At 48.9% G+C, this 23,131-nt stretch carries 17 protein-coding genes and 2 pseudogenes; 13 read left to right on the top strand and 6 right to left on the bottom strand.

The window, feature by feature from the left end; translation table 11 throughout:
* Positions 1-93: 93 nt before the first annotated feature.
* The 3 genes from FTT68_RS09230 to plsB form a co-directional block, all read right to left on the bottom strand.
* Entirely contained in the window at positions 94-1,818 is a 1,725-nt protein-coding gene (locus tag FTT68_RS09230) for a SulP family inorganic anion transporter (RefSeq protein ID WP_104471368.1), read from the bottom strand.
* 73 nt (positions 1,819-1,891) lie between these two features.
* A complete protein-coding gene (locus tag FTT68_RS09225; protein WP_005178157.1) occupies positions 1,892-2,209 on the bottom strand; it encodes a helix-turn-helix transcriptional regulator in 318 nt (105 codons plus the stop codon).
* 161 nt (positions 2,210-2,370) lie between these two features.
* On the bottom strand, positions 2,371-4,866 hold the full coding sequence (plsB, locus tag FTT68_RS09220; protein ID WP_180057263.1) for a glycerol-3-phosphate 1-O-acyltransferase PlsB: 2,496 nt from the start codon (positions 4,864-4,866) through the stop codon (positions 2,371-2,373).
* Between the two features lie 298 nt (positions 4,867-5,164).
* On the opposite strand from plsB, the gene cysK reads away from it, so the two are divergent.
* Complete coding sequence (gene cysK, locus FTT68_RS09215; RefSeq protein WP_016658093.1) at positions 5,165-6,163, top strand: cysteine synthase A; 999 nt, start codon at positions 5,165-5,167, stop codon at positions 6,161-6,163.
* Between the two features lie 54 nt (positions 6,164-6,217).
* Here cysK and FTT68_RS09210 read toward each other — a convergent pair whose 3' ends face one another.
* Positions 6,218-7,225: an ABC transporter substrate-binding protein gene (locus FTT68_RS09210; RefSeq protein ID WP_180057265.1), complete on the bottom strand. Its 1,008-nt coding sequence runs from the start codon at positions 7,223-7,225 to the stop codon at positions 6,218-6,220.
* A gap of 2 nt (positions 7,226-7,227) precedes the next feature.
* The gene (locus FTT68_RS09205) at positions 7,228-7,815 is read right to left on the bottom strand and encodes an ANTAR domain-containing response regulator (RefSeq protein WP_005178149.1); all 588 of its coding nucleotides are present in this window, start codon (positions 7,813-7,815) and stop codon (positions 7,228-7,230) included.
* 444 nt (positions 7,816-8,259) lie between these two features.
* On the opposite strand from FTT68_RS09205, the gene FTT68_RS09200 reads away from it, so the two are divergent.
* From FTT68_RS09200 to modB, 12 genes and pseudogenes are all read left to right on the top strand, one after another.
* Complete coding sequence (locus FTT68_RS09200; RefSeq protein WP_005178146.1) at positions 8,260-9,600, top strand: MFS transporter; 1,341 nt, start codon at positions 8,260-8,262, stop codon at positions 9,598-9,600.
* Positions 9,601-9,631: 31 nt separating this feature from the next.
* Positions 9,632-12,178 (top strand): nitrite reductase large subunit NirB, encoded by a 2,547-nt coding sequence (nirB, locus tag FTT68_RS09195; RefSeq protein WP_206862801.1) that lies wholly within the window; start codon positions 9,632-9,634, stop codon positions 12,176-12,178.
* 93 nt (positions 12,179-12,271) lie between these two features.
* On the top strand, positions 12,272-13,882 hold the full coding sequence (nirD, locus tag FTT68_RS09190; RefSeq protein ID WP_180057267.1) for a nitrite reductase small subunit NirD: 1,611 nt from the start codon (positions 12,272-12,274) through the stop codon (positions 13,880-13,882).
* A gap of 272 nt (positions 13,883-14,154) precedes the next feature.
* The gene (locus tag FTT68_RS09185; RefSeq protein ID WP_180057269.1) at positions 14,155-16,938 is read left to right on the top strand and encodes a nitrate reductase; all 2,784 of its coding nucleotides are present in this window, start codon (positions 14,155-14,157) and stop codon (positions 16,936-16,938) included.
* Positions 16,935-17,564, top strand: a complete 630-nt coding sequence (locus FTT68_RS09180) for a molybdenum cofactor guanylyltransferase (RefSeq protein ID WP_127799927.1) — start codon at positions 16,935-16,937, stop codon at positions 17,562-17,564. Before FTT68_RS09185 ends, FTT68_RS09180 begins: the two co-directional genes overlap by 4 nt.
* 177 nt (positions 17,565-17,741) lie before the next feature.
* Complete coding sequence (gene moaA, locus FTT68_RS09175; RefSeq protein ID WP_180057271.1) at positions 17,742-18,779, top strand: GTP 3',8-cyclase MoaA; 1,038 nt, start codon at positions 17,742-17,744, stop codon at positions 18,777-18,779.
* Between the two features lie 2 nt (positions 18,780-18,781).
* Complete coding sequence (locus FTT68_RS09170) at positions 18,782-19,033, top strand: MoaD/ThiS family protein (protein ID WP_075166591.1); 252 nt, start codon at positions 18,782-18,784, stop codon at positions 19,031-19,033.
* 3 nt (positions 19,034-19,036) lie between these two features.
* Positions 19,037-19,561 carry a molybdenum cofactor biosynthesis protein MoaE gene (locus FTT68_RS09165; protein WP_160243143.1) on the top strand — a complete coding sequence of 175 codons (525 nt, stop codon included), beginning with the start codon at positions 19,037-19,039 and terminating at the stop codon, positions 19,559-19,561.
* Between the two features lie 49 nt (positions 19,562-19,610).
* Positions 19,611-20,534: a bifunctional molybdenum cofactor biosynthesis protein MoaC/MoaB gene (gene moaCB, locus FTT68_RS09160; RefSeq protein ID WP_180057272.1), complete on the top strand. Its 924-nt coding sequence runs from the start codon at positions 19,611-19,613 to the stop codon at positions 20,532-20,534.
* Positions 20,534-21,766 carry a molybdopterin molybdotransferase MoeA gene (locus FTT68_RS09155; protein WP_180057274.1) on the top strand — a complete coding sequence of 411 codons (1,233 nt, stop codon included), beginning with the start codon at positions 20,534-20,536 and terminating at the stop codon, positions 21,764-21,766. The genes moaCB and FTT68_RS09155 overlap by 1 nt, the downstream gene beginning before the upstream one ends.
* Positions 21,767-21,777: 11 nt before the next feature.
* Positions 21,778-22,533, top strand: coding sequence for a molybdate ABC transporter substrate-binding protein (modA, locus tag FTT68_RS09150; RefSeq protein WP_180036366.1), 756 nt, complete (start codon positions 21,778-21,780; stop codon positions 22,531-22,533).
* A gap of 12 nt (positions 22,534-22,545) precedes the next feature.
* Positions 22,546-22,893, top strand: a pseudogene (gene modB / locus FTT68_RS09145) (molybdate ABC transporter permease subunit); the annotation flags it as partial.
* Between the two features lie 33 nt (positions 22,894-22,926).
* On the opposite strand, the pseudogene FTT68_RS13975 reads toward modB, so the two are convergent.
* Positions 22,927-23,131: pseudogene (locus tag FTT68_RS13975) on the bottom strand (RNA-guided endonuclease TnpB family protein); the annotation flags it as partial.

Genomic DNA, 23,131 nt, shown 5'->3' with positions numbered 1-23,131 from the left:
AGCTATGCAAAAGTCATGATTTTTTCATGTTTTTATGCTTATGCCTGCTTTTTAGGGCGAATAATTGCCTGAAAAGCAGGCAGTTCCGGCATTTTAGGTGATGTCCGGACTCAGCTCGCGAATGGCCTGATAATGGGTCAGGAAAATTTTACCGCTTAAATGATTCAGTAATTTAGAGCGTTGCAGTTTGTCCATGACCGGGCCTTTAACTTCGGAAAAATGCAGCTGGATATTCAGTTTTCTCAGTTCATTGTCCAGATCTTCCAGCATTTCCAGCGCACTTAAATCAATGGCACTAATACTGGAACCGTTAATTACCACATGCTCCAGTTCCGGTTTCTGGCTGACCGCATTAATCAGGAAACCTTTTAAGGTATTGGAATTTAAAAAGGTCAGGTCTTCATCAATCCGGATTGAGAGCACTTTGGCCGAGGTGATGACCTGATGACGCTGGATATTACGGAAATGCTGGGTGCCTTCGACCAGTCCAATTTCGGCAATATGCGGCCGGCTAATACGCCACAGCAGCAGAATAAAGGTCGAAACAATCCCGATAATCAGCCCGGTAGAAATATCAATAAATAACACGCCGAAAAAGGTAATCCACATCGCCAGACCATCGGCCTTGGAATAACGCCAGGTGTCGATAAACGGTTTTAGCTCGACCAGTTTCCAGATTGACACAATAATGGTCGCTGCCAGTACAGTCAGTGGCAGATCACGGAAAAAGCCGGTGAAATACAGGCTGACCAGCACAATAAATAAAGATGACAGCACGCCAGCCATGGAGGTTTTGGCACCGGCATCAGCATTGACCACGGTACGTGAGAGGCTGCCGGTCACCGGAAAGGCTGAACTGAGGCCGGCCCCAATATTGGCTGCACCCAGGGCAATGAGTTCCTGATTGCTATTCAGCTGGCTACGCTGCTGCAAGGCGGTGGCTTGGGCAATGGATAATGACTCCACAAAGCTGATCATGGCAATCATCGCGGCGCCGGGTAACAGTTGCAGTACCAGCTCCAGATTCCAGAACGGCATCGACAGCGCCGGGAAACCGGAAGGAATTTCACCGACAGTTTTAATGCCGACCTGTTGCAGATTAAAAAAATAGACCAAGGCAATGGAGACCACCACCAGCACCAGCGGTAAAGATTTAATGATAAATCCACTGGCCCCGAGGCGCTGTTTGACTGCTTCCAGATTAAAAAACTTCGGCATGAAGACCAAAAACAGAATGGATGCAATACCAAAGATCAGGCTTTCCCAATGCATCAGGCCGATATATTCAAAGACACTCAGCACAAATTCCGGAATATTGTTGGCTTGTAGCGGCACATTAAACAGAAACTTTAACTGGCCCAGTGCAATCAGCAGTGCCGAAGCAATAATAAAGCTTTTAATAACCGGATGGCTGATCAGCTGGATCAGGAAGCCAAAGCGCAGCATACCGAGCAGAAGGGAAATGACCCCAACCATCAGCGCCAGCAGACAGGCGGCTTGAATATACACCGGAGAGCCGACTTCAAATAAGGGATTTAAAGTGGCAAAGGTCATCATGGAGATGATGGCTACCGGGCCAATCGAAAGCGTAGGACTGCTGCCGAAAAAGGCATAGATGATCATCGGCAGTACACTGGCATACAGTCCCATCACCGGTGGAAGACCAGCCAGCATGGCATAAGCCATACCTTGCGGCACCAGCATCGCAATGACAATTAGCGAGGCCAGCAGGTCAGATTTCAGGGTCACGGTATTATAATGTTTTAACCATTGCCAGGCGGGTAAACGATCGAGCAGGCGTGACTTAAAATCTGACATATAAAAATCTAAATCATAAATTTAGATATATTATGCATAAAAAATGCTAAGAAATCTGCCTATGCAAAATTTATTAAAGTGGTGTAGCAGGACAATACAGTCGATAGAGCGTGCTGAGTACTTCAACCAGTTTCGGATCTTTAATGGTGTAATAAATCTGTTTACCGTCTCGGCGGGTGTTCACCACATCACTTTTACGCAACATCATCAGCTGTTGCGACAGGGTCGGCTGGCGAATTTGAGTAATTTCCTCAATTTGCGATACATTCAACTCTTGTTGGGAAAGATGGCAAAGAATCAATAGACGGTCGGTATTGGCAAGCGATTTTAAAATCGTTACGACAGTTTCAGCAGAATCACGCATTACGTCTATTTCAAGACCATCACTCATAGTTAATTTCTCTAAAACACGTTGCTGCTAGTATAGAGCGAGTCGGGGCAAAGCGCTGAATAAAAGCGCCAAAACCCCATTGTTTTTTGTGAATAAATATATCAAATTAACTGATAAGATCGTGTGATTAGTATCACAATAATATCTGAGAATCTGATACTTTATTTTTTACTATACTCTTTAAACTGTTTGATTTCTTTCTCAGAGAACAGCAGCTTATCTGCAATCTGCTGTTGCAGCTCAGGGGCATACCAGCCCAGATAATCTGATATTTCTGTATCAAATTGTGGTTTCAGTTGTAACTGCTGACCTTGCATCTCCAGCAGTCCAAGCTGTTGTAAACTGCCCATAAAGCTCTTTAACGTGGCACTGTCGAAGTAATAACCGCTGTTTAAATTGCCTGACTCTGCCAGCCGTTTAAATACGGTTTTGGCCATTTTTTCCAGCGCTTTTAAATCTAACTGATAGGGCTCGGCATATTCCTGCAATAACTGGCTAATCAGCACAAAGTTGTTCAGGCTGCTGCGTGCCAGCGTTGCCAGACTATGCATTGGATGTGTTGCTTGGAGTTCAAGCAGCTGAATGTTCTCCGACACGTCAATCCAGCCCAGTTGCTGCATGCTGCCAAGAATACGGTCAATCTGCGCAGGAAGTTCTGTGGCTGACCATTTTAAAAACAGTTCCGATTTCAGGAATGGATATAAGCGGCTGACATGCTGCTTAAGCTGCGCTGTGGTGATCGCCGGCATATCCTGCACGAGCAGGGCAATCAGCGCCGGTAAGCTTAAGCAGTGCAGAATATTATTACTAAAGTAGCTGAGTAAAATACGCTGACTTTCGGCCACACGAATCCAGGTCTGGTTATCCTGCTGATAATGCTCGACCTGTTTCAGCTTCAGCGCATATTGAATAATTTCTGGTGCCGACAGCTGGGTGATAATCATGCGATCATCATAATGGGTGGCTTTAAGCAGCTCACGATACTGTTCAATCTGGCGCAGTAAATCATCCTGGCTTAAGGCATGTTGCGGTGCATTCAGCAAGATGGTGGAAATCAGCGAAATCGGGTTAATCACCACCGCTTTATTGATATTTTCCAGAATTTCCCGTGCTGCCTGATCAACCGTGTTGATGACTGGACGTGGCAATTCATCATGAATTGAAAGCTGGATCTGATCGGCCTGATTCTGTTGCAGAATATTGTCCAGAAACACCGGTTCGCCGAAGTTGACATAGACCTGGCCAAATACTTTTTCAATTTTCCGCGCCGAGTTCAAAATGCCCCATAACGATTCAGCTTCTTTGGGCTTGCCATTCAGCTCATTTAAATAAGAGGTACCTTCCATCAGCTTTTCATAGCCAAAATAGGTCGGAATAAAGGCAATCGGTTTGGTGGCACCGCGTAAATGGCTTTGCACCGTCATCGACAGCATGCCTTTTTTCGGTGGCAGCAATAAGCCGGTACGGGAACGGCCACCTTCAATAAAATATTCCAGCGGGGTATTGCGTGACAGCAGGCTGTGCAGATATTCCTTAAATACCGATGTATATAGTGCATTACCACTAAAGGTACGGCGAATAAAATAGGCACCGCCACCACGTAAAATTTGCCCAACCACCGGTAAATTCAGGTTAATGCCGGCAGCAATATGCGGCACCATCAGGCCACGGTTAAAAATCACATAGGACAGCAGCAGATAGTCAATATGACTGCGATGACACGGCGTATAGACAATTTCATAGTCTTTGGCCAGTTCACGCACGGTATCGAAATGATGCACTTCAATCCCGTCATAGAGCTGGGTCCAGAGTTTGGTCAGTGCCAGCTCGGCAAAGCGTAAAGTCGAATAGGAAAAGTCCGATACAATTTCGGTCAGATAGCTTTTGGCACGGTTTTCTGCCTCAAACATGCTGACTTTTTTATCAATACTTTCTTTACGAATCGCCTGTTGCACCGCCTCGGTTTTCATTAGTTTATTGATCAGGTTGCGGCGGTCGGACAGGTCAGGGCCTAAAATGGCTTCTTTATATTGGTTAAAGTTCTGGTCCAGGGTTTGCACCACAAAATGCGCCGGAGAAAAGTTCGGGCGCTCGGTCTGCGCGGTTTCCAGCAAAGCTCTTAACGATACCGGCTTGTGAAATTCAATATAGTTTTCACGGCCATATAAGGAAATATTCAGGGTTTGTTTCAGCTTGTTCGGTTTGGCCCAGGCATCGGCAAACAGGGCTTTAAACCAGGAATCTTCATATTCCGGCGCACGCCCCCAGAGCACAGTTACCGGTACTAGCTGCACATCCTGATCCGGATGCTGCTGCAAGGCCTCAATTAGACGAATCAGGCGGGCTGAATAATGATAGCTGTCATGCGGATGATCCTGCTCATTCAGTGCCAGCATCGAGTTATCTTCATTGTACTGGCCTAAAATCAGTGGTGAAAACACCGAAGGCAGGCCACGCGCTTGCGCTTCTTTATCAATCAGTACGGTATTACTTAAAGAGGCATCTTGCAGTACATAGCAGATACGGGTATGTAGCTGATTCTGCGCCAGATTCTGTTCCAGTTCGCTGGTGCTGCCCAGGACTTGCGGGGTCACAATCTTATCTAGAATTTTTTGCGTCAGGTTACGATAAATTCGGCTGTAACTCTTGTTAGACATTGCATTCCCTAAATATTTTCATGGGCCGGATGGGCTGTTTTTACAGTAGAACCTGAGGCCGGTGGGCTGACACGGTCGTCAGTCAAGATCAAAATTGAACTAAGTTTACAGCGATTTATAGGCTGGACTGAATAGATTTCATGGGGTGATCACCTAATTTAACGAAAAACTGGCCGTATTTGTGTGAAACTTATTCAGTTTTTATTGTAACCAATCTTAGAGAAATCGAATTTTAAAATTTAAAGAAGCCTGTATGATAGAAGGTGAGGTAAATGAAAAAAGACTTAAGGAAAACATGATGACAACAGATACAGCTTTTACCGCCCCGGACAATTTGGGGATTGCGGTTTATGCCAACAATGCCGAAGCCATTGGCAATACGCCACTAGTGCGCATTAATCGTGTCATTGGCGGGGGAGCCAATGTATTTGCCAAAGTGGAAAGCCGTAATCCGGCATTTTCCGTCAAGTGCCGGATTGGTGCGGCAATGGTGGCCGATGCAGAACAGCGTGGCGCGCTTAAAGCTGGCATGCATATTGTTGAGCCAACCAGCGGCAACACCGGTATTGCGCTGGCTTTTGTAGCAGCAGCCAAAGGTTATCCGATTACTTTAACCATGCCGGCCAGCATGAGTATTGAACGCCGTAAAGTATTAAAAGCGCTGGGCGCCAATCTGGTATTGACCGAACCAGCCAAAGGCATGAAAGGCGCGATTGAAGAAGCTGAGCGTTTGGTGGCGGAGCAACCGGATGTCTACTTCATGCCGCAGCAGTTTGAAAACCCGGCCAACCCGGACATTCATGAAAAAACCACCGGGGTAGAAATCTGGCAAGCCACAGGCGGTCAGGTCGATATTCTGGTTGCCGGCGTGGGCACGGGCGGTACGCTTACCGGTATTTCGCGTTATTTCGAAAAAGTGCAGAACCAGCCGTTGTATTCGGTGGCGGTTGAGCCGGCAGAATCGGCCATTATTGGTCAGGCCAAACGTGGTGAAGCGATTAGCCCGGCACCACACAAAATTCAGGGTATTGGCGCCAACTTTATTCCTAAAAACCTCGATTTAGACCTGGTTGATGAAGTCATTGCCATTCCAAGCCAGGAAGCAATTGATTTTGCGCGTAAGACAGCAACGCAGGAAGGCATTCTGGTTGGAATTTCCAGTGGTGCCGCAATGGCGGCTGCGGCACAGCTGGCTGCACGTCCGGAAAATGCCGGTAAAAATATTGTGGTGATTTTGCCAGATGGTGGCGAGCGCTATTTATCTTCAGTGCTGTTTGAAGATATTTCTGCCGACTAAGTCTGTCGACTGCAAAAATAGCCATAAAAAAGCTCGCCATCGTTGCGGGCTTTTTTATTCGGCGTGACCTGAGGGTAGCGGATAAATACAGCGTTGACTGACCGCAGCACTCTCCACCTCGGGCACATCCAGCGCATCCCATTTCAACATTTGTTCGGTGAGCCAGACAAAATCCTGCGCTTGCGGCTGGGCTGACGATTCATCCACCAAACTGCGAATAATATTCTGAATAAAATAATAGCGTTCGACATGGACCTGTGCGGAACAAGGAAACTGGATGATGCCGGCCTCATTTAGCATTTGCCAGACTGCTTGTACATCTTCCAGCTGTTGCAATTCGGCTTGCGCGCGCTGAATGGCAGAGGTCATGGCATTTAAGGTATTCGGATGCTGGGCGGCCCATTCTGCGGTTACCGCCAGCACTTTATCGGCCACTTGCGGAATAACCTGCTGACCCGAGAGCAATATTTTAGAATAGCCCTGTAATTCGGCCTGGGTATTCCAGGGTTCGCCAACACAAAAGCCATCAATCTGCTGCTGGGAAATCGCTTCGACCATATATGGCGGTGGCAGCGTACTGAGCTGAATATTTTTCGCCAGGATCGGGTCGGCCAAGGCCAGCCATTCTCTTAAACAGTAATGATGAATCGAGGTGTGAAACACATGCGCCAGTTGCATCGGGCGTTGCTGATGGGCATTTATCAGTTTTGTGGCGATGTGTGCGGCATCATCTTCCGACTGGATGCCCAGTTCAAAACACAGCGATTGACTCAGGCTGATGTAAGCCTGATTGGTACTTAGCACCAGCGGCGTTTGCAGCGGAATCCCCAGTTGGTCGGTGCCGAGCGCCGCCGCCGGTAACATGGCCGACAGGCAATGCGCGGCATCCATAAAACCAAAGGCCAGCCTGTCTCTTAAACTGGCCCAGGACGGTTCTTTTAGCAGTTCGACATTGAGGCCGGCATCGGCAAAAAAGCCACGCTGTTTGGCCCATAAAATGGCGACGCAGTCGAGCAAAGGAATATAGCCAATCTGAAGTTCGGTTTTTTCTAAGTTATGCATGGCTAATCCTTAAATTGGTTTTGCAGGAGTTGCTGGGCATCGAGCAGGCGCCGTGCCATTTCACCAATGGTCATCCGGTGGCTCATGGCATTTTTGCGTAGCAGGCCAAAGGCATCTTCTTCGCTTAAGGCATGCATCTGCATCAGCAAGACCTTGGCTTTTTCGACATCTTTACGGTCGGCCAGTTTGCCTTTGGTTTCTTCCAAGTCGTGCAGCAGTTTTTTGTGCTTTTTAAACTGCTCGATGGAAATTTCCAGAATGCTGTCCAGCTTGGCCGGATCAATCCCATCGACAATATAAGCCGTAACACCGGCATCAATGGCATTTTTGATGGTGTCTTTGTGGCTGTTTTTGGTGAACAGCACGGTTGGTAAATCAAACTGGCTGACGCAGCTTTCAATAATGTCCCGATGTGGATGGTCCATATCCAGCAGAATTACATCGGCATGCAATTGCTGTAAATGGAACATATTGGAATGATTGATAATTAAACAGGCAACCACCTCAAATTCATGCTGAATCAAGGAGGCTTTGATGAACTCTGCGCGCTCGAGATCATCATCAATTAACGCGATTTTCAGTTTTGGCATGCAACTCTCAATAGAGTCTGTACAACGAGTGCTTTTAATAATGCAAAGATGGTGCCAAACCCGAATTTATTGAAATAAAACCTTTAAAATCAAAAATTAAATCTGAACTTAACAGGAAGATGCACTTGCATGAAACAAAACGCACCAAGATAAGGCAGCGAGCTTTAAAAAATACAACAGGAGCCTGCCAGAACCGTGAAATCGGGATGCCACTCGCATCTGAATACCTTCACCCAGAATAGATAACCCTCAAAACCCAATAAGAAACAGCAAGCTAATGGGCTTTTCTAAAAAGTTGGCACACTATCTGCATTATTCCAGCTGAGTCAAAGAAGACTCCCAAAATTTGAAAGACGGCCAACGACGTCCGCTCTGTTCGAATCTGTTATGCAGCTATCCGTATAGCAGGTTAACCCACACGTTCAGTTCAGGTAGGAGATGGTCATGTCTTCAAATTTGCAAGCGAATAAAGCGACAAAAATAAGTCTATTTAACTTTAAAACTTCAGCGATGAGAGCCTTCCATATGAGTTGGCTCGCATTTTTTGTCTGTTTCTTTGCCTGGTTTGCCTGCGCACCATTAATGCCAGTCATTGCCGGCGAGTTCAACCTAACCAAAGATCAGATCGCCAATATCAATATTGCCGCGGTGGCCATCACCATTCTGGTCCGTTTAATTGTCGGGCCGCTGTGTGATAAATACGGCCCGCGCAAAACCTATACCGCCTTGCTAATTATCGGCAGTATTCCGGTGTTTGGGGTGGCAGCTTCCAACAGTTATGAATCCTTCCTGTTTTTCCGTTTGCTGATTGGCGCCATTGGTGCCAGCTTCGTGATTACCCAATATCACACCAGCATCATGTTTGCACCGAATGTGGTGGGAACCGCCAATGCCACTACGGCAGGCTGGGGCAATGCCGGCGGTGGTGCGACCCAGGCACTGATGCCTTTGCTGTTATCTGCCTTGGTGATGTTTGGAGTCGAGCAGGCCATGGGTTGGCGTATTGCTTTGCTGGTACCGGGCATCATGATGATTATTGTCGGCATCCTGTACTGGAAACTGACTCAGGACTGTACCCAAGGCAACTTTAAAGAATTACGCGAACAGGGCATTCAGGTCGGCAGCGACAAAAAAGGCGGTATGGCGATTCTGCTGCATGCTGCACGTAACTACCGCGTCTGGATTTTATTTGGTGCCTATGCTGCCTGTTTCGGGATTGAAATCTTTATTCACAACATTGTGGCGATGTATTACGTCGAACACTTCAGCTTTGGCCTGAAAGAAGCCGGTATGGCGGCGGGCATCTTCGGTTTGCTGGCCCTGTTTGCCCGTGCATTGGGCGGCATTGTCTCTGACAAGGTAGCACTAAAAAGCGGTCTGGATGGGCGTACCAAAGTGCTGTTTGCCATGATTTTAATGGAAGGCTTGTTCCTGATTCTGTTCTCGCAAATGAACAGCGCCATGCTGGCCATTTTAGTCATGACCATTTTTGCCCTGTTTACTCACATGGCTTGCGGCGCGACCTATGCACTGGTGCCATTTATTGACCGCGATGCACTGGGCGGCGTGGCCGGCATTATTGGGGCTGGTGGGAACGTCGGCGCAGTCGCCGCAGGCTTCCTGTTAAAAGGCGTACTGGATATTCAGACCTGCCTGATGGTTCTGGGCGGACTGGTGGTAATTGCCGCAAGTTTTGTCCTGATGATTCGCTTCTCGGTGGAGCACAAAGAAAAAGAACAACGCCTGTTCGAACAGGCCATTGTTGAACGCAATAACGCAGCCTAAGCCAACACAGAATATTATTGAGGAGAACTGTATGAAACTTGTCATGATTGGCCACGGTATGGTCGGCCACAAATTTATTGAATCGGTTTTGGAAACTGCGGGCGATGAAGTTGAAATCACCATTTTGGCAGAAGAACCGCGTTTGGCTTATGATCGCGTACATTTAACTGAATACTTCACCGGCAAGTCTGCCAAAGACCTAAGTCTATGCCGCAGTGACTTCGCCGATGCCTATGGCATTGATCTGCGCCTCAATACCAAAGCCACGGATATTGACCCGGTACATAAACTGGTCACCACCAATCAGGGTGATGTGATTGCCTATGACAAACTGGTACTGGCGACGGGCTCTTATGCCTTTGTGCCACCCATTCCGGGCAATGACCGTGAAAACTGCTTTGTTTACCGTACCATTGAAGATCTGGATGCAATTAAAGCCGCCAGCCTGAACGCCAAATCTGGTATCGTGATTGGTGGCGGTTTACTCGGTCTGGAAGCGGCCAAAGCCTTAAAAGACTTAAACCTGGAAACCCATGTGGTCGAGTTTGCGCCGCGTCTGATGGCGGTGCAGGTCGATGACCTGGGCGGTAAGGTATTGCGCAGCAAAATTGAAGATCTGGGCGTAAAAGTCCATACCCAGAAAGCTACTACATCAATTGAAGATGGCGCGTCGGCCAAGCATGTGATGAAGTTTGGTGATGGTGCTGAACTGGAAACCGATATCATCCTGTTTTCTGCCGGGATTCGTCCACGTGATGAACTGGCGCGCCAAAGCGGACTCAGCATTGGCGAGCGCGGCGGGATTGTGATTAATGATTACTGTCAGACTTCCAATCCGGATATTTATGCGATTGGGGAATGTGCGCTGTGGCAAAACAAGATTTACGGTCTGGTCGCACCGGGCTATGACATGGCTCGAATTGCCGCCAAGCATGTGATGCAGCAAAACCCGAACTGCTTTGCTGGCGCCGACATGAGCACTAAATTAAAGCTGATGGGTGTGGATGTGGCATCTATTGGTGATGCACATGCCATGACTCCAAATTCACTCAGCTATTTTTATGCCGATGAAGATGCGCTGATCTACAAGAAAATTGTGGTTAATGCGGAAAAAAACCGATTGCTGGGTGCGGTGCTGGTTGGCTGTGCCAAAGAATATAACGATCTACTGCAAATGATGCTGAATGGTCTGGCAGTTCCAGAACAGCCAGAAAGCCTGATCATGCCGGGCTTTGCCGAGTCAGGTGCCAAAGCCGGTGGCAGCGGTGTCGATTTGCTGCCAGACAGCGCCACCATCTGTTCCTGTAATAACGTGTCTAAAGCCGATATCTGCCAGGCGATTGAAGCCGGTTCAACTTCACTCGGTGCACTGAAGAAATGTACCCAGGCCGCAACTGCTTGTGGGGGCTGTGCACCTTTAGTGACTCAGGTATTAAAAGCCGAATTGCAGCGTCAAGGGGTGACGGTCAATAACCATCTTTGTGAACACTTTGCCTATTCGCGTCAGGAACTGTATCACCTGGTGCGTGTGAACGAGATCAAGACTTTTGAAGATTTAATCCAGCAACATGGTCACGGTCTGGGCTGTGATATCTGTAAACCAACTGTGGCCAATATTCTGGCCTCCTGCTGGAATGACTTTGTGCTAAAACCAAGTCATGCCGGCCTGCAAGATAGCAATGACTACTATCTGGGCAATATCCAGAAAGATGGTTCTTATTCGGTGGTCCCACGAATGGCCGGTGGTGAAGTGACTCCAGATGGCCTGATTGCCATTGGCCAGATTGCCAAGGAATACGGCCTGTACACCAAACTGACCGGTGGTCAGCGCGTGGATATGTTTGGGGCGCAGGTACATCAGTTACCGGAAATCTGGCAAAAACTGATTGATGCCGGTTTTGAATCGGGTCATGCCTACGGCAAGTCACTGCGTACCGTGAAATCTTGCGTGGGTAGCACCTGGTGCCGTTATGGCGTGGATGATTCAGTTGGCTTGGCGATTTTCCTGGAAAACCGTTACAAAGGCCTGCGTTCTCCGCACAAACTGAAAATGGCCGTATCGGGCTGTACCCGTGAATGTGCCGAAGCACAAAGTAAAGACGTGGGCGTGATTGCCACTGAAAAAGGCTGGAACCTGTATGTTTGCGGTAACGGTGGCATGAAACCGCGTCATGCCGAGCTGCTGGCTTCCGATCTGGATACCAGTACCTTAATCAAATACATCGACCGCTTCTTTATGTTCTACATTCAAACCGCAGACCGTTTACAACGTACTTCGGTTTGGCGCGACAACCTGGAGGGCGGGCTGGATTATCTGAAAGACGTGATTGTGCACGATTCCTTAGGTCTGGCCGAAGAACTAGAACGCCGCATGCAGCATGTGGTGGGTACTTATCAGGATGAATGGCGTACTGCGATTGAAGATCCGGAAGTACGTAAACGCTTTAAAACCTTTATCAATGCCAAAGCCGAGCAGCAGCACGATCCGCACATCCAGTTTGCCACCGAACGTGGGCAGATTCGCCCGAAAACGGCGGCCGAGCGTGATGAAAGCCGGATTCCGGTGATGCAGGCATAACCTTCAAGATCAAGACGCATCTTCTAAAGCAAATCCGCCAGAAAAACCAAATGGGATATGCAGCAGAAGATGCCAAAGCACAGGATAACGATGATGACAATTTTAAAAGATATGAATGAATTGGATTGGGTAGAGGTCTGTCATCTGGAGGAGATTACACCACATACCGGCGTGGCAGCCTTGGTGGAAGGCCAGCAGATTGCAATTTTCCGTGTGGGGCAGGAACAGCGTGTTTATGCCCTGAGTAATCAGGACCCGTTTAGCGGCGCCAATGTGATGTCGCGCGGCATTCTTGGCGATTTGCAAGGTGAGCGTGTGGTGGCATCACCAATCTATAAACAGCATTTCAGTCTGGCCACCGGCCGCTGTCTGGAAGATAAAGACCAGAAATTACTGGTGTTTCCAAGCAAAATTGAACAGGGCCGGGTTTTTGTCAGTCCGACCGCACAAAAAACCTATATCACCAATAATGGCGTGCAACAGGAAAAAATGAAGCTAGTGCTGGTGGGTAATGGTCTGGCGGGCATGCGCTGTCTGGAAGATTTGCTGGATATGGCACCTGATCGTTACGAGATTACCGTGATTGGCGAAGAACCGTGGGGCAACTACAACCGGATTATGCTGTCCCCGGTCTTGGCCGGTGATAAAACGGTGGACGATATCATGCTGCATCCGCATGCCTGGTATGCCGAAAAAGGTATTCAGCTGATTGCCGGTGATGCTGCGGTGAAAATTGATCGTCCACGCAAGCAGGTCTTCACCCAGTCGGGGCAAGTGGTGAATTATGACCGGCTGATTTTAGCCACTGGCTCGCAGCCGTTTATTCCACCAATTCCGGGCACAGAGCTGGACGGTGTGCTTAGCTTCCGCGATATCTATGATGTGAACCGGATGCTGGAATATTGCGAACAGAAACGAAATGCTGTGGTTATTGGTGGTGGTTTACTTGGACTTGAAGCGGCCTATGGTTTGAAACAGCGTGGCATGAACGTTACCGTACTGCATCTAATGGACCGTATTATGGATCGTCAGCTGGATAGCAAAGCCAGCTTAATGTTGAAAAACAGTATTGAAGAAAAAGGTATTCGTATCCTGACCGAAGCCAATACCGAAATGCTGCTTGGTGAAAATGGCCATGTCACACAAGTCCGGCTAAAAGATGGCACGCTGCTCGATGCCGATCTGGTGGTGTTTGCGGTAGGAATCCGTCCGAATATTGCACTGGCGCAAAGTGCCGGCCTGCGCTGTCAGCGTGGGGTGCTGGTCAATGACACCATGCAAAGTTATGACCCGAGTATTTACGCAGTCGGTGAGTGTATCGAACACCGTGGCCAAACTTTTGGTCTGGTAGAGCCGCTGTGGGGACAGGCCTTTATTTGTGCCTCGCATCTGGCAGAACACGGTAGCTTGACCTTTAAGGCACCTACTGTTCCGACCCAGCTCAAAGTCAGTGGTTGTGATGTGTTCTCGGCCGGTAATTTTGAACCGGAAGATGATTTTGAAGACATTGTCCTGAATGATGAAAAACGTCAGATTTATAAACGCATCATCATCCAGAAAGACAAAGTCATTGGTGCAGTACTGTTTGGCGATACTGAGGATGGTGCCTGGTATGCCGAGTTGATTGCAGATCAAACCCCAATTGCAACGATTCGTAATAAGCTGCTTTTTGGTCGGGATTTTGCATTAAAGAAAGCAGGCTAATTAGTTCTCTGTAATTAGTACTTCATTAGGGCCGTCACAGCCTCACCTGAAGCGCTGAAGCGACTGTTTACGTGTAGGCATTCCCTTACTTTTGAAAGATCAAAAGTAACAAAAATCTTAGATTCCCATACATTACGTCCTGTAATGATGGGAATCGGTGGCATCCATGCCACCTCACGATAGTGAATGTTTACACAAATTTCGTATTTCAAATAAAGCCAAGATAAAAATCGGAATTACGTGAATTTAGATGATTAAGGAGCACAGCAGCAATGAATAGTATCCCAGTGGTGGAACTGCATAGCTCCACAGAATTAAAAACGATGACTACGCAAACCACCTGTCCTTATTGTGGGGTTGGTTGTGGGGTGAAGGCTCATGTCAGCCATTCACCACAAGGCGTGCAGGTGAAAGTCGAAGGCGACGTACAGCATCCGGCCAACTTTGGCAAACTGTGTATTAAAGGCAGCAATCTGGCCGATACCTTGGGGCTAGAGACACGGGTATTAACCCCAATGCTGGGCCGTAAGGACAACCGTCAGCCAACAGACTGGCAGACTGCCACCACCGAAATTGCGCAAAAATTCCAGCATTGTATTGAGCAATATGGCCCGGAAAGTATTGCTTTTTATGTTTCGGGGCAATTGCTGACCGAAGACTATTATGTGGTCAATAAATTTGTCAAAGGTTATTTGGGCACGGCTAATATTGATACCAACTCGCGGCTGTGTATGTCTTCTGCGGTGGCGGCGCATAAACGGGCCTTTGGCGAAGATCTGGTGCCTGCCAGCTATACAGATTTTGAACAGACCGAGATGGTGGTGCTGGTCGGTTCCAATACCGCCTGGTGCCATCCGGTTCTGTATCAGCGCATGATGCAGGCCAAAGAACAGCGCAATCTGTTTGTGGTGGTGGTCGACCCACGCTTTACCGCGACCTGTGAAGCGGCCGATTTACATTTGCCGATTATGCTCGGGCAAGATGTGGCGCTGTTTAACGGCTTGCTGCAGTACTTACAGCAAAACGGTCATCAGGACCACAATTTTACCGCTGCCTATACCGAAGGCTTGCAGCAGGCGTTAGAAGCCAGCGCCGCGGAGCAGCAGCTGGAAAATGTGGCAGCGCGTACCGGGATTTCTGCCGAGAAATTACAGCTGTTTTTTGAAAAGTTTGCCCAGACTGACAAAGTCATGACCTTGTTTTCGATGGGGGTCAATCAGTCTTCACAAGGGGTGAATAAAGCCAACAGTATTATCAATTGCCATCTGTTAACAGGCAAAATTGGCAAGCCGGGCGCAGCACCGTTTTCCATGACCGGACAACCGAATGCCATGGGTGGCCGTGAAGTGGGGGGACTGGCCAATATGCTGGCGGCACATCTGGATCTGGATCAGCCGGCCCATCAGCAGCTGATACAGCAGTTCTGGGACAGCCCCAAAATTGCCTCTCAAGCCGGGTTAAAAGCGGTCGATCTGTTTGAAGCGGTAGAAGCCGGGAAAATCAAGGCACTGTGGATTATGGCCACCAATCCGGTGGTGAGTTTACCCAATGCCGATCAGGTCAAACGCGCCTTGGCGCAATGTGATTTTGTGGTGGTGTCGGATATCTGTCAGGATACCGATAGCACTGCCTATGCCGATGTTTTATTACCAGCTTTGGGCTGGGGCGAAAAAGAAGGCAGTGTTACCAATTCCGAACGGCGCATTTCCAGACAGCGTGCCTTTTTGCCCGTACCGGGTCAGGCCAAGGCTGACTGGTGGGCGATCAGTCAGGTGGCCAAGGCCATGGGCTTTCGCGGTTTCGATTATCAGCATGTGCATGAGATTTTTCTGGAACATGCGGCTTTATCGGCCTGTGAAAATGGTCCGGTGACACAGCGTCAGGACTATCCGCTATTTCGCTACTTTAATTTAAGCGGTCTGAGCCTGAGCCAGCTAAGCCTGCAACAGTATGAACAGCTGCAGCCGTTGCAATGGCCAGTATTAACGCCTCAGCAGAATCCACCGGTGGAACAGCTGTTTACCCAGGGACAGTTTAGTTTTCCAAATGGCAAAGCCCGTTTTATTGCCACTCAGGCCATCGACCCGGTACATGGCGCTTGTGAAGATTATCCTCTCATTCTGAATACTGGCCGGATTCGTGACCAGTGGCACACCATGAGCCGTACCGGTTTATCGGCCAATTTAAGCACTCACAAAGCCGAGCCCTATTGTGAAATTCACCCCAATGATGCACTGAAATATGGCCTGAAAGATGGGGAACTGGTGGAGCTGAAATCCCGCTGGGGCAGCTGTGTATTGCGGGTTGAAGTCTCGACTGGTATTCGTCGTGGTCAGCTGTTTGCGCCTATTCACTGGAATGATCAGGTCGCTTCCGATGCGCGAATTGGAAAAGTGGTCAATCCGGTGGTGGATGTCATTTCTGGCGAACCGGAATTTAAACATACCCCGGTCAGCATCCAGCCATTTTATACCGACTGGCAGGGCGTGCTGTATATTCGCCATGGGCATGAAGCGGCAGTTCAGATTACTTTGGCGCAGGTAGCGTGGTGGAGCAAGATTCAGACCGCCAAAGCGGTTCGTTATGAACTGGCCGACCGGAAAAAATTTAAACATACCGCCGCACAGATTAAACAGCTGCTACAACTGGAAGATAGCTGCTTTGAATGGCTGCAGCTGGAAGATCCATCGGCATTCATCAGCCATAGTGTGGTGTTACAGGACGGGATTTTAATCGCCAGTCTGTATATTGCGCCCAACGCTTTATTGCCCGATCGGGACTGGGTCGCCAGCCTGTTTAAACGTGAGCGTTTAAGTGCCACGCATCGTAAAGCCTTGCTGGCCGGACAGGCCATGTCGGTACAGAACAATGAAGGACCGCTGGTATGTAGCTGCTTTAAAGTCGGCAAAAACCGCATCATCCAGACCATTCGGGAGCAGCAGTTAAGCCATGAAAAACAGGTCACGGCCTGTTTAAAAGCTGGCGGCAATTGCGGTTCATGTTTACCGGAAATTCGTGGCCTGATTAAAGCCTGTCAGATGGAGGAAATGCCATGAATCGCAACTATGCCACCATTCAGATGGATTATCCTGCCACGGATCTGGTCATTCTGGCGGGCGGACAAGCCCGCCGCATGAATGGCATGAACAAGCTGCTGCAAAAGTTTGATGATGACATCCAGCTGCTCAAAATCCAGCGGCGCTTTAAAACAGAAATTCAGCAATTGTGGATCAATAGCCATCGTGATCGTTCCATTTATGCCAGATTGCTGCCGCATCTGCATTGTTATCATGATGATGAAGGCGGTTTTCTAGGCCCGTTGATGGGCATGAAAAGCGCCTGGGGCCATGTACAGGCCGACTATGTGCTGTTTATTCCCTGTGATGTGACCTATATTCCGCCCGATGTGCTGCCACGGTTGCATCAGCGTCTGGCCAGACAGCCGCAGGCCGACGTGGCCTATGTGATGATGAACGGGCAGGCGCTGTATCCATTTTGTCTGATGAAACGCAGCAGTTTGCCCACACTTCGCGCGCATCTTGCACAACATCAGCGCAGTTTAAAGCATTGTTTCGCAGAAATGCATGCTCAGGTGGCAAAATTTAAAAATCGTGCGCTATTTTTTCACAGTATTAACTCGCTGGATGAACTGCAACAGTATCGTCAGCTGAAATTTCTTTAAAAATCATCTCATTTCTTCGCTTCTAGCGTGTGCTGGGCAGAATTTAAACACTCTCTTTATCAAAAGCCCAAAGTTGGAACATTAATTGCAAATTCAAGCCTAAAGCGCGGCATGTGATCCGTGCAAACCTATTGCCCATTGCACAGCCATGAAGCAATTGCCCAGAGGATAACAGGCGTGATCAATCCCCAGATTCCCGTGAAACCCGCATATTTTCAGGATCAGTTTGGCCGGAGCAAACGCAAGCTGCGGATTTCTGTGACCGATCGTTGCAATTTTAAATGTGTCTACTGCATGCCTGAACATCCTGAATGGATGAAGAAACATCAGCTGCTGAGTTTTGAGGCCTTGCTGCAGTTTTGCCAGTTGATGGTTGAGCAGGGTATTCAGCATATCCGCATTACCGGCGGCGAACCGCTGATGCGCCAGGGTGTGGTGCATTTTATCCGGGATTTACAGCCCTTACGCCAATTGGGCTTGGCGCGAATTTCCATGACCACAAATGGCCATTATTTAAGCCGCTATGCGCAGGAATTAAAACAGGCTGGTCTGGATGATTTAAATATCAGCCTCGACAGTTTAGATCCGCAGCAGTTTTTTACGCTAACCCAAAAACAGTTACAGCCGGTACTCGACGGGATTCAGGCCGCGCAGCAGGCGCATTTGCCCATCAAACTGAATAGCGTGCTCATTAAAGGCATTAATGACGACCAGATGGTGCCACTTTTGCAGTGGAGCAAAGCCCGGCAGATTGCGCTACGTTTTATTGAATTTATGCCGCTGGATGGTGATGGTCACTGGAGCGCCGCGCATGTAGTCACCGAGCAGGAAATTTTGCAGCGCTTAAGCCAGCATTTTCCGGTCGAAGCCATCCACAGCCAAGGCACGAATCCGGCACGGGAATATCGGGTCGATGGCCATCCGGTGGGGATTATTTCCACCATCAGCCATGCCTTTTGCGGCCAGTGTGACCGGTTGCGTTTAAGCGCCCAGGGTGAACTGTATAACTGTCTGTTTGCCGAACAGCCTGTACCCTTAAAAGCATTGATTGAACAGCTGCAGACTCACATGGCGCCCGCGGCACGTGAGCAGTTACTGCAGCAATTACAAAGCTATATCTGGCAGAAAAAATCCGGCTTTCATGCTATTCATTCTCAAGCCACAACCACTGCCGGGAGCGCCCGGAAAATCAGCATGTATATGATTGGAGGTTAAGTATGCACGATATCCTGATTCAGATTGAAGCCTTTGGCGCTGTAAAACAGGCGCTGCCAGAAACCATTCAGATGCAGTGTCTGCCCGGTACCGCCATTGCGGACTTGTTGCTGCAGTTAAACCACAGTTATCCGGCGGCGGCAGCTCTGGTCGAGCGGTGTGCCTGCGCGATTGGTGAAGATATTGTGCCACGCCAGCAGACTTTGCAGCACAGTACCACGCTGGTGCTGTTGTCACCGGTGGCAGGAGGTTAAACGATGCAACATCTAAAACAGTTTGCCCGGATTCAGGATATGCCACTCAGCCAGTCCAGCTTCGATGAGATTCAGCACTTTCCCGAATGTGGCGGTATTGGCATTTTTGTGGGCACAGTCCGCAATCATCATGAAGGTAAGGCAGTGCAGTCGCTGAAATATACCGCCTATGCACCGGTGGCAGAAAAAATGATCCGGCAGATTGAGCAGGAAATTCAGCAGCAATATGGCGTGTCTTATGTGCGGGTCATCCACCGGATTGGGGATTTAGCCATTGGTGAAACCGCAATTATTGCCATGGCGTATGCGCCGCATCGCCGTGAAGCCTTTCAGGCCTGTGAGGTGGCGGTGGAGCGGGTCAAACATGAAGTCCCGGTCTGGAAAGAAGAATTTTATTGCGATGGCAGCAGCCAGTATGTCGAAGGCTGCTGTATTCGTAAAGATCATCCGCCAGTGGAAGCGAATACGCATACCGAGTGCTGCAATCACCCCCATGCAGGCGAAAACGCCTATCAATGGCCGCTTTAAATTTGATGTTAAGCCTAATTTTTTAAATCAATAATTCCGGAATAAAGTCATGAAAAATGTAGGCATGAAAGCCGAAACCTATCGTACTGCGGTGGCCAGTGCCATTTTATATGCGCCGCCGCACTGTATCGAGCTGCTGCGTCAGGGCAATACCGAAAAAGGCGATGCGCTGAAAACTGCGCGTATTGCCGGTATTCTGGCAGCCAAACGTACCGATGAGCTGATTCCGCTGTGCCATCCTTTACCCATTTACCGGGCCGATGTGGATTATGAACTGCATGAACAGTATGTCGAGATTATTGCCACGGTAGAAACTATTGGTCCGACCGGTGTCGAGATGGAAGCCTTAACCGCAGCCAGTCTGGCCGGACTGACCTTATACGACATGCTGAAACCGCATTGTGAACCGGAAGATTTGTGTCTGGATCAATGCAAATTACAGCAGAAAAAAGGCGGTAAATCCCATTTTAGCCGGGTCTTGGCGCAGCCGATGCCAGCCTCGGTGATTGTGCTGTCCGATACCGTCGCCGCGGGTAAAAAACCGGATACCGCCGGCCAGAATATTCTGGAAATATTGGCAGAGGCCAATTTCCAGCAGGTTCAGTATCAGGTGATTCCGGATAGCCCGGAACAGCTGCTGGCTTTAATTGAACAGCAGAAAAATCAGTATCCGCTGATTTTAACCGTTGGCGGCACTGGTCTTGGCCCGAAAGATTTAACCGTAGAAACCCTGGCTCCGCTATTAGAACGGGAAATTCCGGGGCTGATGGAAGCCTCGCGCAGTTTTGGCCAGAAACGCACGCCGTATGCGGCTTTAAGCCGTGGAGTGGCTGGCTATATTGAAAATAGTCTGGTGATGACTTTACCGGGCAGCCGTCAAGGCGCGAAGGAATCCTTGCTGGCGGTATTACCGGCCTTGGTGCATGTCTTTGATGTGCAGAAAAATATTCCACATGCAGGAGGCTATCAATAATGTCAGGCTGTGGTGCAGAAAGCGGGCTGATCAGTCTGGATCAGGCGTTGGACAAGATAATTGCGGCAACGCCCTGTCTGGAGGTGGAAACCCTGCAACTACAACAGGGCCTGCATCGCTATTTAGCTGAAGATATTTATGCGGGGATTGATCTGCCTTTATTTTCCCAAAGTGCAGTCGATGGTTATGCCCTGTGTAGCGATGGAGAGATAGCGCCAGGCGCGCAGTTCCAGCTGGTCGGTGAAATCCGGGCAGGTCAATCAGCCGATGTGACGCTGCAGCGTGGACAGGCGATGCGTATTTTTACCGGCGCGCCCATTCCTGCCGGTACCACCACGGTGGCACGTCAGGAAATTGTGCAGCGGATGTCTAGCCATCTGATTCAGCTAGAGGCTGCGCTCAAGCTGCATGCCGATATCCGGGATGTGGGCGAAGAAATTAGCCAAGGTCAGTTACTGGCATCAGCCGGACAATATTTAAATATCGGCGCAATTGCGGCTTTAAGCATGGCCGGTATTGATCAGGTGCAGGTCTATCAGCAGCCTAAAGTTGCCGTGCTGATTACCGGGGATGAAGTCGCGCAGTCGGCTGCAGATCTGCAAGCAGGAAAAATTTTTGATGCCAATGCGCCTTTAATTGCAGCCTGGTGTCAGGCACGGCATCAACCTGTGCATATTGTGCATGTGGAAGATAATGAAATTGCCTTAATCCGATACTTTCAGCAACTTCAGGAGGAGTATGATGTCATCATCAGCACTGGCGGAATTTCGGTTGGTGATTATGATTTTATCCGTCCGGTGGCTTTAAATGTAGGCTTTGAGCAGGTGTTCTGGAAAGTGAAACAGAAGCCGGGGAAACCGGTTTTTTTCGCCAGATACCGAAAATCGGCTAACAAATTTTGTCACTTATTGGCATTGCCGGGCAATCCTGCGGCGGTATATGTTGGAATCTCGATCTATACGCAAACTTTATTAGAAGTATTACAAGGGCAAAGTCAGCCGCCCGCGTGGTGGACAGGGCAAATACAACATGACTTAAAGCCCGATGCGAGAGAAAGGATTTTAAGAATGGCCGCCTGTTTTGAAGATGGGGTATTGAAACTGCACAGTTTAGCCAAGCAGCAGTCGCATATGCTCAGTAATCTGATGTATGCCAACTGTCTGGTGCGTGTGCCGGCCCATCAGCCGATTCAAAAAGGCCAATGCTTAAAGGGAATATTCATACAGCATTGAGGGAGTGCGTTTTGAAGACCATCCAACTGGGTTTAATCTGTGTCGCCTTGTGCTTAAGCACATTCAGTCGAGCCAATTCCGTTCAGGTGTATGCAGCTGCAAGTCTGGGCCCGGCATTGACGGATGTGATTCGGCATTATCAGCTGCAACATCCAGAAACCAAGATTGTACCGGTTTTTGGCACTTCATCGACCCTGGCCAAACATATTGTCCGCGGTGCAAAAGTCGATCTTTATTTTCCGGCCGATCAGGACTGGATGACCTATCTGGTGAAACGCAACAAGGTCAGAGCCAGTCAGGTCAAACCAATTATTTATAACCAGCTGGTGGCAATTGCCCTGAAAGATGCGCGGATTCCGTTTCGGGCGCATCCTACCTTTAATTTTCCTCAGGCCTTTACGGGCCGGCTGTGTACCGGACAGGTCGATTCGGTGGCGGTTGGAAAATATGCCAAACATAGTCTGACCAAGCTGGGCTGGTATAAACGGCTGGAAAAACGCATTATTGGCGCGTCGGATGCCCGGGCTGCTTTGGCCTTTGTCGAGCGCGGTGCCTGTCAGGTCGGCATTGTTTATCGCAGCGATGCCGTCAGTAGCGATAAAGTAAAAGTGCTGGGTGCGTTTCCGGTACAGACCCATCCGGACATTGTCTATACCGCGGCTTTAACCAAACAGGGTGAAAAGAATCGTCAGGCGGTCAAGTTCCGGCGCTATCTGGGTAGCGTCGCGGCTCACAAGATTTTTGTTCAACATGGTTTTCGTCCCTAGGTTGCTGCTTTGATGCTCAGTCCCGAAGAACTAAGTGGTTTATATCTGTCTGCTAAAGTGGCCAGTGTCGCGACCTTGTTTTGCCTGCCATTTGCAATTTGTCTGGGCTGGATGCTGGCACGCTATGAATTTCGCAGCAAGTTTTTGCTTGAAGCCATGTTACAACTGCCGATGGTTTTACCACCGGTAGTGCTGGGCTATGTATTGCTGGTGCTGTTTAGCCCGCAAGGCTGGATTGGACAGGTTTTGGCCCACTGGGGCATTGAGCTGGCGTTTAACTGGAAAGGCGCAGTACTGGCTGCCATGCTGGTGGCGTTTCCCTTGCTGGTTCAACCGATTCGTTTGTCTTATGAACTACTCGGAGCTAAAGCAACCGAGTTTCCGAAGTGCAACCTAAGTTGCACACATCTCTTTTGACGCTTCATTGGTACTGCGAAAAAGGGCTTTAACACCCTTAGTCGTCTTACGAACACCTCTGCGCCCACTAGATGACAAATGATTGTCATCCAACAGCGTTCCACTGTCTAAAATTAAATTAATCGCCCTGTTCTTAATAACAACTGATGCATTGTGATCTGCATTGTCAATGTGTCCACAA

The sequence above is a fragment of the Acinetobacter sp. Q85-2 genome (genome assembly GCF_013420555.1).
GTDB classification, from domain to species: domain Bacteria; phylum Pseudomonadota; class Gammaproteobacteria; order Pseudomonadales; family Moraxellaceae; genus Acinetobacter; species Acinetobacter indicus.
This window is presented reverse-complemented; position numbering and strand designations above follow the sequence as displayed.

Bases quoted from the DNA above. Each gene is read 5' to 3' on its own strand.
- FTT68_RS09180 (WP_127799927.1), top strand. From the start codon at position 16,935: ATGAATCGCAACTATGCCACCATTCAGATGGATTATCCTGCCACGGAT.
- moaCB (WP_180057272.1), top strand. From the start codon at position 19,611: ATGAAAAATGTAGGCATGAAAGCCGAAACCTATCGTACTGCGGTGGCC.
- plsB (WP_180057263.1), bottom strand. From the start codon at position 4,866: ATGTCTAACAAGAGTTACAGCCGAATTTATCGTAACCTGACGCAAAAA.
- FTT68_RS09210 (WP_180057265.1), bottom strand. From the start codon at position 7,225: ATGCATAACTTAGAAAAAACCGAACTTCAGATTGGCTATATTCCTTTG.
- FTT68_RS09200 (WP_005178146.1), top strand. From the start codon at position 8,260: ATGTCTTCAAATTTGCAAGCGAATAAAGCGACAAAAATAAGTCTATTT.
- nirB (WP_206862801.1), top strand. From the start codon at position 9,632: ATGAAACTTGTCATGATTGGCCACGGTATGGTCGGCCACAAATTTATT.
- nirD (WP_180057267.1), top strand. From the start codon at position 12,272: ATGACAATTTTAAAAGATATGAATGAATTGGATTGGGTAGAGGTCTGT.
- FTT68_RS09225 (WP_005178157.1), bottom strand. From the start codon at position 2,209: ATGAGTGATGGTCTTGAAATAGACGTAATGCGTGATTCTGCTGAAACT.
- FTT68_RS09155 (WP_180057274.1), top strand. From the start codon at position 20,534: ATGTCAGGCTGTGGTGCAGAAAGCGGGCTGATCAGTCTGGATCAGGCG.
- FTT68_RS09165 (WP_160243143.1), top strand. From the start codon at position 19,037: ATGCAACATCTAAAACAGTTTGCCCGGATTCAGGATATGCCACTCAGC.
- FTT68_RS09230 (WP_104471368.1), bottom strand. From the start codon at position 1,818: ATGTCAGATTTTAAGTCACGCCTGCTCGATCGTTTACCCGCCTGGCAA.
- FTT68_RS09170 (WP_075166591.1), top strand. From the start codon at position 18,782: ATGCACGATATCCTGATTCAGATTGAAGCCTTTGGCGCTGTAAAACAG.
- FTT68_RS09185 (WP_180057269.1), top strand. From the start codon at position 14,155: ATGAATAGTATCCCAGTGGTGGAACTGCATAGCTCCACAGAATTAAAA.
- FTT68_RS09205 (WP_005178149.1), bottom strand. From the start codon at position 7,815: ATGCCAAAACTGAAAATCGCGTTAATTGATGATGATCTCGAGCGCGCA.
- cysK (WP_016658093.1), top strand. From the start codon at position 5,165: ATGACAACAGATACAGCTTTTACCGCCCCGGACAATTTGGGGATTGCG.